This window comes from Rhodococcus artemisiae, from assembly GCF_036327795.1.
Taxonomy (GTDB): domain Bacteria; phylum Actinomycetota; class Actinomycetes; order Mycobacteriales; family Mycobacteriaceae; genus Rhodococcus; species Rhodococcus artemisiae.
On record NZ_JAUTXY010000004.1, the window covers coordinates 1 to 14,553 of the forward strand.

Genomic DNA, 14,553 nt, shown 5'->3' on the forward strand with positions numbered 1-14,553 from the left:
GGCCGCGGCCCACGCCTCTTCCGACGTGTCGCGACTGATCACATGGAGACGGATGCCGTAGTCGAGAGTGCGTCCCTGGACCTCGGCGAGGTCGCGGATCCAGGCGATCTTCGCGGCGACCGCGCTCGGCGGTTCACCCCACGTGAGGTAGGTATCGGCGAACTGCGAGGCGACGGTCCCCGCAGCCGGGGACGAGCCGCCGAAGAAGAGCGGGGGAACGGGGTCGGGGAGTCGCTGGAGCTGCGCATTCTCGACCTGCACGTATTCGCCGGAGAAGTCGACGGGTCCGTTGCCTGCCCACAGCCGGCGGAGAACATCGAGGTATTCGCCGCAGCGGGCGTAGCGCTGCTTCTTGTCGAGGACATCACCGTAGGTCCGCTGCTCGTGGTCCTCACCCCCGGTCACGACGTTGAGCAGCAGTCTGCCCTTCGACTGCCACTGGAAGGTCGCGGCCATCTGCGCTGCCAATGTGGGGCTGATCAGGCCGGGCCGGAGCGCCACGAGGAACTTCAGGGTCTCGGTGGTCTCGATCATCATCGCCGTGGTCAGCCACGCGTCCTCGCACCACGCACCGGTGGGCGTGAGCACGGATTCGAAACCGCCGGCCTCTGCCGCCGCGCCGATCTGGTTCAGGTAGCGCAGCGTCGCCGGCCGGTCTCCCGCCATGGAGGTTCCATGGCCCCCGGCCATGAGATTCCGGGAATCTCCGTAGGTGGGCAGGAACCAGTGCAGTTGCAGAGACACGCGCAAATCCTCGTATCGACGTCGTAGAACGAGCTTCCAGCTCACCTGCGTCGGGCCGTCGTCGCAAGGGTTCGGATCTACGTGATTCGAACCCGTGCCCACCGCGATGGTGGACGCTAGCTTCTCCGGGTTGCCACCAGTCACCCAACTTCGGATCGAGTCATGACCACCCTGCCGCACCCCAGCCCCGCGCCCCTCGGGCACTCGGCACAGCCCGAGTCCGATCTCGAACGGCGCAAGCGCCTGCGCACCGTCGTCGCGGCAAGCCTTCTGGGGACCACGGTCGAGTGGTACGACTTCTTCCTCTACGCAACCGCCGCATCGCTGGTTTTCAACCAGCTGTTCTTCCCCGATCAGAGTTCGTTCGTCGGCACCATGCTGGCGTTCGCCACCTTCGCGGTCGGGTTCCTGGTCCGTCCGATCGGCGGTGTCGTCTTCGGACATATCGGAGACCGCATCGGTCGCAAGAAGACGCTCGCACTCACGATGTTCATCATGGGCATCGCCACGGCCCTGATGGGTGTGCTCCCCACTCACGCGCAGATCGGCGTCGTCGCGCCCGTCCTTCTGCTTCTGCTTCGCATCCTGCAGGGTTTCGCGCTCGGTGGTGAGTGGGCCGGTGCTGTGCTGCTCGCCGTCGAGCACAGTCCGGAGAAGAAGCGGGGGCTGTTCGGAAGCATCCCCCAGATCGGGCTCGCGCTGGGACTCGCGCTCGGTACCGGCGTCTTCGCGGCATTGCAGTTGCTCTTCGACGACGCGCAGTTCCTGGCATACGGATGGCGGATCGCGTTCCTGCTGAGCCTGGTTCTCGTGGTGGTCGGCTTCGTCGTCCGTCTCAAAGTGGACGAAACACCCGCGTTCCAGGTGGTGCACGATCTCGAGACGAGGTCGTCGGCTCCGTTGAAGGACATTTTCCGTGGACGGGCAGCGCGCAGCACGGTGCTCGGCCTGTTGTCGAGGTGGGGCGAGGGCGCGGCGTTCAACACGTGGGGCGTGTTCGCGATCACGTACGCGACGAGCGAGCTCGCCTTCGAGAACGTGCCCGTGCTGCTGGTCGTGACGGTGTCCGCCCTCGTCATGGCCGCACTGCTCCCCGTCTCCGGGGTGCTTGCCGACCGATACGACCCGAAGACGATCTACACCGTGGGTATCGCCGCGTACGGGATCGCCGTGTTCCCCGCATTCGCTCTCTTCGGAACAAACCGGTTGATCTGGTTCGCCGTGGCGATGGTGGTGGTGTTCGGCATCATCCATGCGCTCTTCTACGGCGCGCAGGGCACGCTGTACGCGAGCCTGTACCCGACCGAGGTCCGCTACACCGGACTGTCGGTGGTCTACCAGTTCTCCGGCATCTACGCCTCCGGCATCACCCCGATGATCCTGACGGCACTCATCGCCGTCGGAGGGGGAAGTCCGTGGCTCGCATGCGGTTACCTCGTCGCGACAGCGGTCATCAGTGTGATCGCCACCTCCCTCGTCAAGAAGGACGACCTCTACCTCTGACAGGGCGCGCGCCTGAGCGGCACCGCGTCGGTACTAGGCTCCTCTCATGGGCAGACGCAGGACTGGCCGGGCCAAGCCGACTGTGTCGAGCCATGAACCGGTCGCAGGGTTGTACGACACCGATACGGGCACATGTGAACTGGTCAAGGACCCGTACCGCGACTCGGGATGGATTCTCGAGGTCAACGGAGTCCCGAGCTCCCACATCGATCCGGACGATCCGACGCTGCTCGAGTTCGAGTACATGCGCTGGATCACGATGCTGGTGCACAGCCACTTCTCCCGCGACACACGGCTGCGTGCCCTGCACCTCGGCGGCGGCGCGTGCACCATGGCGCGGTATCTCGCCGCGACCTATCCCGAAGCTCGGCAGGTCGTCGTCGAGATCGACGGTCGCCTCGCCGAACTGGTGCGCAAGTGGTTCGACCTACCGCGCGCACCGCTGCTGCGGATCCGGGTGGGTGAGGCGCGGTCGGTCCTCACTTCGCTCACCGACGCGACGCGGGACGTCATCATCCGCGACGTGTTCGCAATCGACAGGACACCGGTCGCGCTGACGACCGTCGAGTTCACGCGACATGCACGACGCGTCCTGGCGCCGGGTGGACTCTACGTCGTGAACTGCGGTGATACCCGCGATCTGACCACCGCCCGGCGTGAGGCCGCGACCATCGGCTCGGTGTTCGAGCACACCGCGATGGTCGCGGATCCGGCCATGCTCAAGGGTCGGCGCTACGGCAATCTCATCATCGCGGGCAGCGACCGGCCGCTCGGGGAATCCGACGCCCTGATCCGCGACCTGCTCGGTGGTGCGGTACCGGCGCAGATCAGGCACACCGGGGAAACCCGCACGTTCGCGGCAGGTGCGAAGGTTCTCGACGACAGCGAAGCGCCCCAGCGGAGCGCGGCACCGCAGCGGGGAACACCCGAACCCTCCTGATCGTTGAAGCTTGCATGACCTCGACATCATCGCCCGTCCTGCAGATCTTCGAGCTCGGCTCACCCTGGCAGACGATCGATCCGTTCCTCTTCGTCGCCCACCACGTCGACGCGTACCCCGCAGGCAATGCCGACCTCGGGCCGGACGCGTCACTCGACGGGCGTCCGCTGGGGCAGGACTTCGGCAATCCTTCGGGGTGGAACATGTACCACGGCACCACTGTCCCGGGATTCCCCGGCCATCCGCACCGCGGGTTCGAGACGGTGACGTTCGTGCGATCGGGCTTCATCGACCACTCCGATTCCGTCGGTGCGTCCGCCCGATTCGGCGGCGGCGACACGCAGTGGCTCACCGCCGGACACGGCGTCGTGCACAGCGAGATGTTTCCGTTGCTGAACCAAGAGGGCGACAATCCGCTCGAGCTGATCCAGATCTGGTTGAATCTGCCCGCCGAGTCGAAGACCGCCGATCCGCATTTCTCGATGCTGTGGAACGAGAACACACCGACGCTGACGTTCACCGACCACGCCGACCGGACCGTCTCCGTCCGGGTACTCGCCGGAATGCTGGACGACGCGACCGCACCGGCACCGCCGCCGCACTCGTGGGCGTCACGCTCCGACACCGACGTGGCGATCTGGAACATCGACCTGTCGGCCGGCGCACAGTGGACTCTACCCCCTGCTGCCGGATCCGAAACTCAGCGTGTTCTCTACGTCTACAACGGTTCTCCGGTGACAATCGGAGATCAGCAGGTGACTTCAGGGCACGGCGTCGTCGTCGATTCCTCCGCACCCATCACGCTCGGCGGAGGCAACGACACCACCCAGATCCTGATGCTGCAAGGACGCCCAATCGGCGAACCCGTCGCGCAGTACGGCCCGTTCGTACTCAACGACGAGGCCGGCATCCAGCAGGCGTTCGACGACTACCGCCGCACCGGTTTCGGTGGCTGGCCGTGGAAGAGCAACGACCCCGTCCACGCGGCCGATGCCGGGCGCTTCGCGAAATACCCCGACGGCAGCGTCGAGAAGCGGTAACACCGCCGGGTCGAGAAGCGGTAACACCGCCGGGTTCAGGCGAACTCCATCGATTCGTCGATCCGGCCCAATCGCATAGTGGGTAGATCGAGCAGATAGTTCTGTCGCATCAACCACGGGCTTCGTGAACCCTGTTTCGGAAGAATGCTTTCCGAACGGGCGACGTAGCCCGACGTCAAACCCAGCAGCGGCTGCGGTGAGGCATCGTGATGCGAGTCGGGACGGGCGACGCGATACCCGCCGGCACGCATGTGGTTGAGCAAACGGCACACGTACAGCGACGCCAGGTCGGCGCGCAGCGTCCACGACGCGTTCGTATAGCCGAGACACAGCGCGAGATTGGGTACGCCACTGAGCATCATCCCGCGGTAGGTGTAGTGCTCGGCGAGATCCACGGTCTCACCGTCGATCGTGAATTCGACGCCGCCCGCGGGTACGAGGCGCAGCCCGGTCGCGGTGACGAGAATGTCGGCATCGAGATGGTCGCCCGACTCCAGCTGCACACCCTTCTCGGTGACGGTGTCGATGTGGTCGGTCACGATATCCGCGGTACCCGCGTTGAGGGCCTTGAACAGGTCGGCGTCGGGCACCAGGCACATACGCTGATCCCAGGGCCGGTAACTCGGGGAGAAGTGCGGATCCACCGTCGATTCGTCGCGCAGGTGACGCTGCGCAAGCCGGCGCAGAACCGGTTTCGCCACCCCGGGAAGACGCTGACACAGTTGGTAGAAGCCGAGATTGGTCACCGTATTCTTCGCGCGGATCACCCGATGGGACACCTTGTCGGGCAGATACTTCCGGATGCGAGTCGCGATCGGATCGCGGGACGGCAACGACATCACATACGACGGTGAGCGCTGCAGCATCGTCACATGCTCGGCCTTCTCCGCAAGCGAGGGCACGAGGGTCACCGCGGTGGCGCCACTGCCGACCACCACGACCTTCCTGCCCTCGTAGTCGAGATCGTCGGGCCAGAACTGCGGATGCACGACGGTTCCGGCGAAATCGTCGAGGCCGGGAATGTCGGGCAGGTAACCGGATTCGTAGCTGTAGTACCCACTGCACAGATACAGGAAAGTGCAGCTGAGTTCGGTGTAATGCCCACCCGTGTCCTTCCCGCCCGAGTCCTTACCGCCCGAATCCACTCGGACAGTCCACCGCGCGTCGGCACTCGACCATGCCGCCGAGACGACGCGGTGCCCGAATCTGATCTTGGTATCGATACCGTACTCCGCGGCGGTGTCGCGCACATACTGCAGGATGCTCGCGCCGTCTGCGATCGACTTCTCCCCGCGCCACGGCCGGAACGGGAATCCGAGCGTGTACATGTCGCTGTCCGATCGAATTCCGGGGTAGCGGAACAGATCCCACGTACCGCCGATACTGTCGCGTGCCTCGAGTATCGCGTAGGTGCGGTCGGGACACTGAGTCTGCAGCCGGCATCCGGCACCGATGCCGGACAGTCCGGCACCGACGACCAGCACATCGAGATGTTCCACGCGCACTCCTACCGCCTCGTCCATGCCAACAGATCATCCATCGGCCAGGTATTGATCACCACGTCGGGTTCGACACCGCGCTCGGCCGCGCGTTCACACCCGAACCCGAGCCAATCGAGCTGCCCCGGGGCGTGGGCGTCGGTGTCGATAGAGAACAGGCACCCGATATCCAGTGCGAGATCGATCAGTCGCGACGGCGGATCGCGGCGCTCGGGGCGCGAGTTGATCTCGACCGCGGTGTCGTAGTCGCGGCACGCCGTGAACACCGCCTCGGCGTCGAACGTCGACTCGGGGCGCTGCCCGCGGCCGCCGGTGACGAGCCGCCCGGTGCAGTGCCCGAGGACGTCCACATTCGGATTCTCTACGGCCCGCAGCATCCGCTTCGTCATCGTCGACCGATCGTCCCGCAGTTTCGAGTGCACGCTCGCGACGACGATGTCGAGTTCGGCGAGGAGTCCGTCGTCCTGGTCCAGCGAGCCGTCGTCGAGGATGTCGACCTCGATACCAGTGAGGATCCTGGTGCCCTGCGCGCTCTCGTTGAGTTCGGCGACGACGGACAACTGCGTGTGCAGACGTTCGGCGCTGAGCCCGTTCGCGACCGTCAGACGGGGGGAGTGGTCGGTCAGGGCCAGGTACTCGTGGCCGATCATCGTCGTGGCGGTCCGTTGCATCTCGTCGATGGGGCTGCCGCCGTCCGACCAGTCGGAATGGGTATGCAGGTCGCCCTTCAGTGCCTCGAGGAGCTCTCGCCCGCCACGGCCGATCGGTTCGGCCTCCTCCCGCACACTCTGCAGGTACTCGGGAACTCCGTCGAAGGCCTCTCGGATCACCGTCGCGGTCTTGGGACCGACCCCGGTGAGTTCGGTCCAGTCGTCGGCGCGGCGGTGTTTCAGTCGAGCGATGTCGGACAGCCCCGCGACGACGTCGGCCGCGTTCCGGTACGCCTGCACGCGGTAGGTCGACGCGTGCTGACGCTCGAGCCAGAACGCGACCTCTCGAAGCGCAGACACCGGATCCATGCCCCCATTGTGGACGCGCCCGCATAGGTCGTGCTCCGTAATGTGGAATGCATGTCGAGACCTCGGATGGTGCTGCTCGCCGGATGCGTCGCGACCGGGTCGGCATTCGCATGGGTGTCTGCGCAGGTCGCGTCGTCTGCACAGGGCAGGATGTACAGTCTCGCCGACGCACCATCGGCTTCCGTAGTGATCGTGCCCGGGGCTCGGGTGCGAGGGGGAAAGCCCGGTGGATTCCTGCGTGGACGTCTCGACGTCGCGGTGTCGCTCTTTCAGGACGGACGTGCCCGGGCGGTCCTCGTCTCCGGTGACGCCGCAGGACGCTCCGGCAACGAGATCACCGCGATGATCGACTACCTCGTCGAGCACGGGGTGGATCGCGACCGTATCGTCGCCGACCCGTACGGTCTCGACACCTTCGACACCGCGCAGCGAGCGGTGCGCACATACGGGGTGCGAGAGGCCACTATCGCGACGCAGCGGTTCCATCTGGCGCGTGCGGTCGCGTTGTGCCTGCGCGCCGGGATCGATGCGACCGGTGTCGTGGCGGACGGACAGGCGCGACCCGTGTCGCAGGTCCGTAGCCACCTCCGCGAATGGGTGTTGTCGCGTCCGAAGGCGTTCCTGGAACTCCGCTTTCCCCGCGACCCGGCGGTGTCGACTCCTCCCGACGACACACTCGCCGAGATCCTCGCCGTCCGCTGACCACCGGGTCGGTTCGATCCCGCTGTGATCGTCCTAGTGTGATCGGATGCGACCTTCAGCTCTCATCACCGGAGCGAGCCGTGGCCTCGGCGCCGCGATCGCCCGCGAACTCGCCCCCACCCACGATCTCCTCCTCGGCGGCCGGCGATCCGACTCGCTCACCGCGATCACCGACGAACTCCCCGGCACCACCGGGTGGCCCGTCGACCTGCTCGATCACGACGCACTGAGCGCCGCGACGGCCGGCATCGAGCGGCTCGACGTCCTCGTTCACAACGCGGGCGCAGCCGAACTCGGCACCGTCGCCGACAGCGACGTCGAGCAGTGGCGACACATGATGGATGCGAATCTCCTGTCCGTCGTCGCGCTGACGCAGCTGCTGTTACCGGCATTGCGGTCCGCGAACGGACATGTCGTACTGATCAATTCCGGAGCCGGTATCCGCGCGAACCCCGGGTGGGGAGCCTATGCCGCGAGCAAGTTCGCGCTGCGCGCGTTCGGCGACGTCCTGCGTCTCGAAGAACCGGCGTTGCGGGTGACGTCGGTGCATCCCGGTCGGATCGACACCGACATGCAGCGCGCGATCGTCGAGACCGAGGGCGACGACTACGATCCCTCGCGGTTCCTGAAGGCGTCGACGGTGGCGCGTGCGGTCCGGAACGCCGTCGAGACACCCTCCGACGCGCATCCGGCCGAGATCATCCTGCGGCCGTGGTCGCCGCCCGGGTCCTGATCACGCACTCAGAACGGTAGGGGAATCACTACCGGAGGCCCACCCGGCACGTTGATCCGGATCTGCGGGGGCGGCGGTGGCGCCGGAGCAGGCGCGGGCGCGGGGGGAGGCGGCGGCGGTATCTGCGGTACCGGTTCGGGTTCCGGAGGTGGGGGAGGTGGCGGCTCAGGTGCCGGAGGGGGCGGAGGAGGCGGCTCGGGCGCCGGGGGCGGTGCCTGTACCTGGGGCTGCGGCGCTGGGGCAGGAGCGGGGGCCGGGTTCCGCTCGACCGCGTCGGGTGTCGCCGCGGACTCGGGGGGCTCGGACGGGCTCGGTGGCGGCGCAACCGGGGAGAGCGGGCCCGCACCGATCGGTACCGCGAGTAGGTCACCGGTCGTGATGTCGACGACCTTCAACTCGTTCACCGCATTGGCGGCAGCCTGCACGACGAACAGTCTTTCGGGATCGAATCCCGTCCATTCGGTGCCTTCGATGTCGGTGTCCCTCGCCAACACGGGTGGCGACAGGGGGTTGCCGCGCGCGCACCGCACACGCGGCATCCCGTGGTCGTCGACAAGCACCACGGTCCCCGCCTCGAGCACCGCCTGGACGGGTCGGGCCGCGCCGTCGATGTAGTCGTAGCGGGTGACGCGGGTATCCGCGCGGAGCAGAACCGGAGTGAGGGCATTCGTGTATTCGAGGATGTCGTCGGCGCCGACCTTGGCTTTCCAGGCCGCCGCCTTGGCTGCGTCGCTCGTGAGGGTCGCGACCAGTTCGTTCCGGTCGCACAGTTCCCGATCGAGGCTTCCCCCGTAGAGCGCGACACGGTCGCCCGTGACGGCGGGCGTCCCGTCCTGCGACAGCGGGTCTCCGGACTCTGCGAGGGCATCGCGGGGAGGCGGCGGGACCGCGACGGGAACCTGGGCCGGCAGCAGAAGTCCGGTCCAGGGGTGGTCGCTCTGCGCGGTCGCGATGTCCAGTCGCACGGGGTCCGGAGAACCGGAACCACCGGACGAACACGCACCTGCCACGAGCGCAGTCAGGGCGAGCACCATTCCGAATCCGCGTACTGCGGTGTCGGTGGCCACGATCGTCAGCCTAGGACGACAGGACCCGCCGCGACGGGTTATTCGGATCGTTTGCGGGGATTTACGTCCGCTACGAAGTCGAGAAGTAGGTCGTCGACCTCGCGTCGACGCTCCATTTGCACGAAATGCCCAGCTCCGTCGAGCAAATGGAGTCCCCGCAGATCGGGTACGGTCTGCCGCATCCGCTCGAGCGCATGCGGCCCGGACATCGTGATCACAGGGTCGGATGCGCCCGCGACGAACAATGTCGGCACTTCGACGGGCGCACCCTCGTAGCGCGCGGATGCCTCCCAGTTCGCGTCGTAGGCGCGGTACCACGAGAGGCCACCGCCGAATCCGGTGCGGGAGAATTCGTTCGCGTAGTGCTCGAGTTCCGCCGCGCTGAGCCAACCCCACGGAAGCTCCGGCGCTGCGGGCAGCACGTCGAGGTATCCGTGCCCCTCCGACGGATGGCTCCAGATGTCGAGGTATCGGTATTCGCCCGAAAGGGCGAAGAACACACGCGCAAGAAACTCTGCCGCGCGCGGATCGAGCTCGGCCTCGGCGACACCGGGCTGCTGGAAGTAGTGCAGGTGCAGGAAATGCTTGCGGGCCATCGCGGCGTACAACTCGGACGGTCGCGCAGGCAGCCGATCCGGCGCGTACGGCACCGCGAGAAGGACCAGGCCGGCCACTCGATCGGTATGCCGCAGGGCCATCGTCCACGCGACGGGGGCACCGAAGTCGTGTCCGACGAACACGGCCTGATGGATGCCGAGTGCGTCGAGAAGCCTCCTCAACCGATCCGCGACCGCGACATTGGTGTACTCCTCAACGGCCTTCGGACGATCGGTGCGTCCGTAGCCGGGCATGTCGGGAGCCACCGCGCGGTAGCCCGCCGCAGCGAGCGTCTCGACCTGGTGTCGGTAGCTGTAGCCGAGGCCGGGGAATCCGTGGCACATCACGACCGCGGGACCTACGCCCTCATCGTGAATGTTCCACGTGAAACCATCGACTTCGACCGACCGGACCGGCATCAGGTCGCGGGCACCGTCTGCATGTCGTCCTGACTCCAATACGCCCTCATGCTGGTGATCGTCGCGTCGTCATCGAAGGTCATGACATCGACGACCTCCATCACCATGTCCTGCTCGCCGAGGTGCGTGACCAGGCGGAACAGGAAGGCGGCATTGTTCTCGGCGATCTTGAGGGTGAGTACTTCGCCGACCTGGTCGAGCGGTTCGATCATGCTGTAGAACTCACGGATCTCGGCTTCCGTGGTGCGCGTGGGGGTGCCGACGGGATCTTCGACGGTCGCGCCCGGCGCGTAGAGCGCGAGGACGTCGTCGGTGGTGCCCTTCGCAACCGCGCGGACGTAGTTCTCGACGGTGTTGCGGATCGCGTCACGGGTCGGTGCCATGGTGCCCCCTTCAAGTCTTAGAACGTGTTCTATTTTGCAGAGTAGTGCACGATCCCGCCCTCGACCAGAGGGTGAACGTGCGATCCTGTGCGCACCATTCGTTCCCAGGACAGGAATGCAGTTGATGAGCGCTGACCCTGCTTTCACCGACAGTTCCGGCTCCACCGAGGACACCGCCTTCACCCTGGCCGGCCATTCGGTCATGCTCGCGGCACGGCGCTGGGAACCGGAGTCACCCCGCTATATCGCGCTGCTGTGCCACGGCTACGGGGAACACTCCGGGAGATACGGATACGTCGCGACCCGCCTGACCTCCGACGGCGCCGTCGTCTACGCGATCGACCACATCGGACACGGCCTCAGCGACGGGCAGCGGGTCCTCGTCGAGAACTTCGAGGACGTCGTCCACGACTTCCGGCTCCTCGACGTCACTGCGCGACGCGAACACCCCGGACTCCCCGTCGTGCTCATCGGCCATTCGATGGGCGGCATGATCGCGGCGCGCTATGCCCAGATCCACGGCGACGAACTCGCCGCCGTCGTCCTGTCCGGCCCGGTGCTCGGCAAGTGGGCCACCGTCGACGCACTCTTCGCCGCCGACGAGATCCCCGACACCCCGATCGATCCGTCGACGCTGTCGCGCGACCCGGAGGTGGGACGCGCCTACGTCGACGATCCGCTCGTGTGGCACGGACCGTTCAAGCGACCCACCGTCGAAGCACTGAAGGGCTGCCTCGACACCATCACCGCTGCCGGGACCGTCGACACCGTGCCCGCGCTCTGGCTGCACGGCAGCGACGACAGTCTCGTCCCCATCGACGGCACCACCACCGGCTGGGCGACATTCGCCGGTCGCGGTTCGTCGTCGAAGGTGTATCCCGGTGCGCGACACGAGATTTTCAACGAGACGAACCGCGATGAGGTGCTCGGCGACGTCCTCGACTTCGTGCACGAGCAGCTTCCGTAGCGGTATTCGCCGGACACCGCACACACTGTTACGATACGAAACGTGCCGTATCTTGATAAGGACCAGTTCGACGGGTGCCGGCCACGCACTCATCGCGTGGGCCGTCCGCGTGATGATCAACGAGAGAAGGAGATCCTCGCTGCCGTGCTCTTGCTCCTCTCCGAAGTCGGCTACGACAGAGTCACTTTCGAAGAGGTGGCCCGCCGGGCGAGCGCATCCAAAGCCACTCTCTACAGACGCTGGAAGTCCAAGAGAGACATGGTGGTTTCCGCTCTGAAAGCAGGTCCTTCACGCCGCGACGAGCCGGACGAAATCAACACCGGAAGTCTGCGCGGTGACCTGCTCGCCCTGTGTCGTCGCCTCGTGCAGTCCATGCGCTCTGCAGATGGCCAGACCGCGATGCTGCTGCTCCAAGCCGGCCTCGAAGATCCGGAACTCTGCGAGGAGATCGAACGATCCGTGGGGCCGACCGGGGCCCGGCTACCGAAGACCGTCGTTCAGGCGGCGGTCGGTCGTGGGGAGTTGCCGCACGAGGGCACCGACCCGTTCCCGTTCGAAGAGGTCGCCGGCGCCGTGATCCTGCTTCGGCGACTCAACGGATTGGAGATCGACGACCGCTACCTCGAAGCCCTCGTCGACACCGTTCTGATCCCTGCATTACGCGCCACACCCTCCGCGGAACATTCACTTCCCGCGGGCATCTTCTCGGGCCATCCGGCTGCCCAACCGGCCGACACCATTGCGAAGGACACCCTGTGAACCACTTGACCATCAATGGATTCCGCTACCGGACGCTACCCGGAGACGACGAAGTCGACCTCAACGTCGCCGTGGCCGGTACCGGACCTGCGATCGTCCTCCTCCATGGATTCCCGCAGACCCACTACATGTGGCGCCACGTCGCACACGACCTCGCTGAACAACACACGGTCATCATCCCCGACCTGCGAGGGTACGGCGAGAGCGCCAAACCGGCAGAACAGGGCCAGGAGACCTACTCGAAGAGGACGATGGCCCGAGACATCCTGCGCATAGCCGAAGCGCTCGGTCACGACCGTTTCGGCCTGGTCGGCCATGACCGAGGCGCTCTCGTCGGCGTCCGCGCCGGACTCGACCATCCGGAGTCGGTGCAGTTTCTCGGGATCCTCGACGTGCTGCCCACGTCGGACACCTGGGACGTCCTCCACGGCGTCGACGCCAAGGTCGCCTGGCACCTCTACCTCATGGCACAGCCCACAGGTCTCCCCGAGAAGATGATCCGCGCCGTCGGACCCGAGTTCTTCGGCTCATTCCTGGATGCCTGGGACGCCGATGGTTCGACGTTCCCGCCCGAAGCCCGCCGGCACTACATCGACAGCTCGGTGAATTCTGTGGACTCCATCGTCGCCGACTACCGCGCCACAGCGAGCATCGACCTCGACATGGACCGCGAGGACCGCGACGCAGGCAAGCAACTCACCATGCCCGTCGGAGTAATTTCCCAGGACTGGGGCTCCCAGCTGGGGTTCGACGCCGCGGCGCTCTGGCGGACATGGGCGCCCGACCTGACATATGAGCCCATCCAGGCCGGCCACTTCATGGCCGAAGAGAAGCCCGCCGCCATCGCCCGCTTCATCCGCGACCTCGCCGCCCGTTCCCACCCCGCCACTGTCGGATAGTCCGGGCCACCCATATCAGGCGGTCGGCTGTCCGCCCGAACCGTATGGCCGCGTGATGATTTCGAGGAAGTGACCGGACGGGTCGAGGAAGTAGGTTCCCCGCCCGCCGTCGTTTCGGTTGATCCCGTGCGCAGACTGCCGAGGGTCGGCCCAGTGCTCGAGCTTCTGCTCGAGGATGCGCCCGTAGATCGTGTCGAAGTCGTCCTCCGACACCAGGAACGCATAGTGCTGAGGTGAGACTTCGACGTGCGGCGGCGGCTCGGCGAAATCGAGGGTGACGCCGTTGGCGAGCTGGACGGCCAGGAAGTGCCCGGCCGGGACCGGATCGGGGAGGCCGAAGAGGGTTGTCAGGAAATACGCCGAATGCTGTTTGTCCTCGGCAGCGACGATGGTGTGGTTGAGCGAGATGGTCAAGAGGAATCCCTCAGGGTTCGACGCCTCCATGCCTGACGCAGTCCGTCATCGACACGCGACGCTGTTTCCAGAACTACCAGACTCGTGTGGAGTTGTCGAGACCCCTGCCCGTTCAGCGCTACTGCTCGTGCAGCACCACTCAGGCTCCTTCGATCTTACCGATCTGTTTTTCCGCCAGGTCGCTGACCAGCTGATCGTCGATCGGTCCCGTGGCGTTGATCTGGAAGTACACGCCGTCGACCGTTCCGGCGACAACCGTGGTGGACTCTGCTGCCCCGCCCTGGTCCGCCTCCGCGCGGGCAGCGATCAGACCGTCGGCTCCCTCCACGTCGAGGTCCAGTGGGGAGACCCGGTAGGTGACGGATGCTTCGGTGTCGCCGGACGAGCTCGTCCGGGTGAAACTCGTACACTCGTCGAGACTCTCGGGTACCCGCGGTCCGGTCTCGCTGGTGGTGGCCACGACGGTGATGGCACTGTCGGTTCCATCGGTGCCGTCGGAGGCGTACTCGGAGACGGCCGTGCCTGCCCGATCCTCGTTGAGTCGCAACACAGTGTCCACCGCGGTGGGTACGAGTGCGCCGCACACTTCGGGATCGGTGACGGTACTGTCGCTGATCTCGGTGAACATCGCGATCACCTCCTCGTTGCTCACCTCGCCGATATCCGAGTCGAGCGTGTCGGCCACATCGGCGTGGATGTAGCCCGCCGGGGCATCGACATCGGAAAGAACCACCTCCGACGGAACGACCGAAGCCGACGGCATAGGCGTCGCGTCGGTCTCGGCACTGTCGGAATCGGTGCCGCACGCGCTCAGCGCGCACACGGTGAGGCACGCAAGGCCGGCGACGAGTTGCTTGTTCACAGCGCG

Annotated in this window: 16 protein-coding genes; 8 read left to right on the forward strand and 8 right to left on the reverse strand. The window is 66.1% G+C overall.

Annotated elements, in window-relative coordinates; genetic code table 11:
• Positions 1-744: LLM class flavin-dependent oxidoreductase (locus Q7514_RS10010; protein ID WP_330133110.1), on the reverse strand; the 744-nt coding region annotated here is incomplete at its 3' end.
• 162 nt (positions 745-906) lie between these two features.
• On the opposite strand from Q7514_RS10010, the gene Q7514_RS10015 reads away from it, so the two are divergent.
• The 3 genes from Q7514_RS10015 to Q7514_RS10025 are packed head-to-tail and all read left to right on the forward strand — an operon-like array spanning position 907 to position 4,227.
• Positions 907-2,247 (forward strand): MFS transporter, encoded by a 1,341-nt coding sequence (locus Q7514_RS10015; protein ID WP_330133111.1) that lies wholly within the window; start codon positions 907-909, stop codon positions 2,245-2,247.
• Between the two features lie 46 nt (positions 2,248-2,293).
• Positions 2,294-3,187, forward strand: a complete 894-nt coding sequence (locus Q7514_RS10020; protein ID WP_330133112.1) for a spermidine synthase — start codon at positions 2,294-2,296, stop codon at positions 3,185-3,187.
• Positions 3,188-3,201: 14 nt separating this feature from the next.
• Complete coding sequence (locus Q7514_RS10025; protein WP_330133113.1) at positions 3,202-4,227, forward strand: pirin family protein; 1,026 nt, start codon at positions 3,202-3,204, stop codon at positions 4,225-4,227.
• Positions 4,228-4,262: 35 nt separating this feature from the next.
• On the opposite strand, the gene Q7514_RS10030 is transcribed toward Q7514_RS10025, so the two are convergent.
• Positions 4,263-5,732, reverse strand: coding sequence for a flavin-containing monooxygenase (locus Q7514_RS10030; RefSeq protein ID WP_330133539.1), 1,470 nt, complete (start codon positions 5,730-5,732; stop codon positions 4,263-4,265).
• Positions 5,733-5,734: 2 nt separating this feature from the next.
• Positions 5,735-6,745, reverse strand: a complete 1,011-nt coding sequence (locus tag Q7514_RS10035; protein ID WP_330133114.1) for a PHP domain-containing protein — start codon at positions 6,743-6,745, stop codon at positions 5,735-5,737.
• Positions 6,746-6,796: 51 nt separating this feature from the next.
• Here Q7514_RS10035 and Q7514_RS10040 point away from each other — a divergent pair, with 51 nt between their 5' ends.
• Together Q7514_RS10040 and Q7514_RS10045 are read left to right on the forward strand one after the other, a co-directional pair.
• Positions 6,797-7,447: a SanA/YdcF family protein gene (locus tag Q7514_RS10040; RefSeq protein ID WP_408016069.1), complete on the forward strand. Its 651-nt coding sequence runs from the start codon at positions 6,797-6,799 to the stop codon at positions 7,445-7,447.
• Positions 7,448-7,493: 46 nt separating this feature from the next.
• Positions 7,494-8,180, forward strand: coding sequence for an SDR family oxidoreductase (locus Q7514_RS10045; protein ID WP_330133115.1), 687 nt, complete (start codon positions 7,494-7,496; stop codon positions 8,178-8,180).
• 8 nt (positions 8,181-8,188) lie between these two features.
• Here the strand turns inward: Q7514_RS10045 and Q7514_RS10050 are convergent, their stop codons facing one another.
• Genes Q7514_RS10050 through Q7514_RS10060 form a run of 3 tightly spaced genes read right to left on the reverse strand, consistent with a single transcriptional unit; the run spans position 8,189 to position 10,646 of the window.
• The gene (locus Q7514_RS10050) at positions 8,189-9,247 is read right to left on the reverse strand and encodes a DUF6777 domain-containing protein (protein ID WP_330133116.1); all 1,059 of its coding nucleotides are present in this window, start codon (positions 9,245-9,247) and stop codon (positions 8,189-8,191) included.
• A 38-nt stretch (positions 9,248-9,285) separates the two neighbouring features.
• A complete protein-coding gene (locus Q7514_RS10055; protein WP_330133541.1) occupies positions 9,286-10,263 on the reverse strand; it encodes an alpha/beta fold hydrolase in 978 nt (325 codons plus the stop codon).
• On the reverse strand, positions 10,263-10,646 hold the full coding sequence (locus Q7514_RS10060; protein ID WP_330133117.1) for a nuclear transport factor 2 family protein: 384 nt from the start codon (positions 10,644-10,646) through the stop codon (positions 10,263-10,265). Before Q7514_RS10060 ends, Q7514_RS10055 begins: the two co-directional genes overlap by 1 nt.
• A gap of 124 nt (positions 10,647-10,770) precedes the next feature.
• Between Q7514_RS10060 and Q7514_RS10065 the strand changes: the two genes are divergently transcribed.
• Genes Q7514_RS10065 through Q7514_RS10075 form a run of 3 tightly spaced genes read left to right on the forward strand, consistent with a single transcriptional unit; the run spans position 10,771 to position 13,271 of the window.
• Positions 10,771-11,613 carry an alpha/beta hydrolase gene (locus tag Q7514_RS10065; protein ID WP_330133118.1) on the forward strand — a complete coding sequence of 281 codons (843 nt, stop codon included), beginning with the start codon at positions 10,771-10,773 and terminating at the stop codon, positions 11,611-11,613.
• Between the two features lie 42 nt (positions 11,614-11,655).
• On the forward strand, positions 11,656-12,372 hold the full coding sequence (locus Q7514_RS10070) for a TetR/AcrR family transcriptional regulator (RefSeq protein WP_330133119.1): 717 nt from the start codon (positions 11,656-11,658) through the stop codon (positions 12,370-12,372).
• A gap of 5 nt (positions 12,373-12,377) precedes the next feature.
• Complete coding sequence (locus Q7514_RS10075) at positions 12,378-13,271, forward strand: alpha/beta fold hydrolase (RefSeq protein WP_408016073.1); 894 nt, start codon at positions 12,378-12,380, stop codon at positions 13,269-13,271.
• Between the two features lie 15 nt (positions 13,272-13,286).
• On the opposite strand, the gene Q7514_RS10080 is transcribed toward Q7514_RS10075, so the two are convergent.
• Positions 13,287-13,715 carry a VOC family protein gene (locus tag Q7514_RS10080; protein ID WP_330133121.1) on the reverse strand — a complete coding sequence of 143 codons (429 nt, stop codon included), beginning with the start codon at positions 13,713-13,715 and terminating at the stop codon, positions 13,287-13,289.
• 109 nt (positions 13,716-13,824) lie between these two features.
• Entirely contained in the window at positions 13,825-14,547 is a 723-nt protein-coding gene (locus Q7514_RS10085; RefSeq protein ID WP_330133122.1) for a hypothetical protein, read from the reverse strand.
• Positions 14,548-14,553: the final 6 nt, after the last annotated feature.

Coding starts and splice junctions, on each gene's coding strand:
- Q7514_RS10015 (WP_330133111.1), top strand. CDS start 907: ATGACCACCCTGCCGCACCCCAGCCCCGCGCCCCTCGGGCACTCGGCA.
- Q7514_RS10020 (WP_330133112.1), top strand. CDS start 2,294: ATGGGCAGACGCAGGACTGGCCGGGCCAAGCCGACTGTGTCGAGCCAT.
- Q7514_RS10025 (WP_330133113.1), top strand. CDS start 3,202: ATGACCTCGACATCATCGCCCGTCCTGCAGATCTTCGAGCTCGGCTCA.
- Q7514_RS10035 (WP_330133114.1), bottom strand. CDS start 6,745: ATGGATCCGGTGTCTGCGCTTCGAGAGGTCGCGTTCTGGCTCGAGCGT.
- Q7514_RS10040 (WP_408016069.1), top strand. CDS start 6,797: ATGTCGAGACCTCGGATGGTGCTGCTCGCCGGATGCGTCGCGACCGGG.
- Q7514_RS10045 (WP_330133115.1), top strand. CDS start 7,494: ATGCGACCTTCAGCTCTCATCACCGGAGCGAGCCGTGGCCTCGGCGCC.
- Q7514_RS10055 (WP_330133541.1), bottom strand. CDS start 10,263: ATGCCGGTCCGGTCGGTCGAAGTCGATGGTTTCACGTGGAACATTCAC.
- Q7514_RS10060 (WP_330133117.1), bottom strand. CDS start 10,646: ATGGCACCGACCCGTGACGCGATCCGCAACACCGTCGAGAACTACGTC.
- Q7514_RS10065 (WP_330133118.1), top strand. CDS start 10,771: ATGAGCGCTGACCCTGCTTTCACCGACAGTTCCGGCTCCACCGAGGAC.
- Q7514_RS10080 (WP_330133121.1), bottom strand. CDS start 13,715: ATGGAGGCGTCGAACCCTGAGGGATTCCTCTTGACCATCTCGCTCAAC.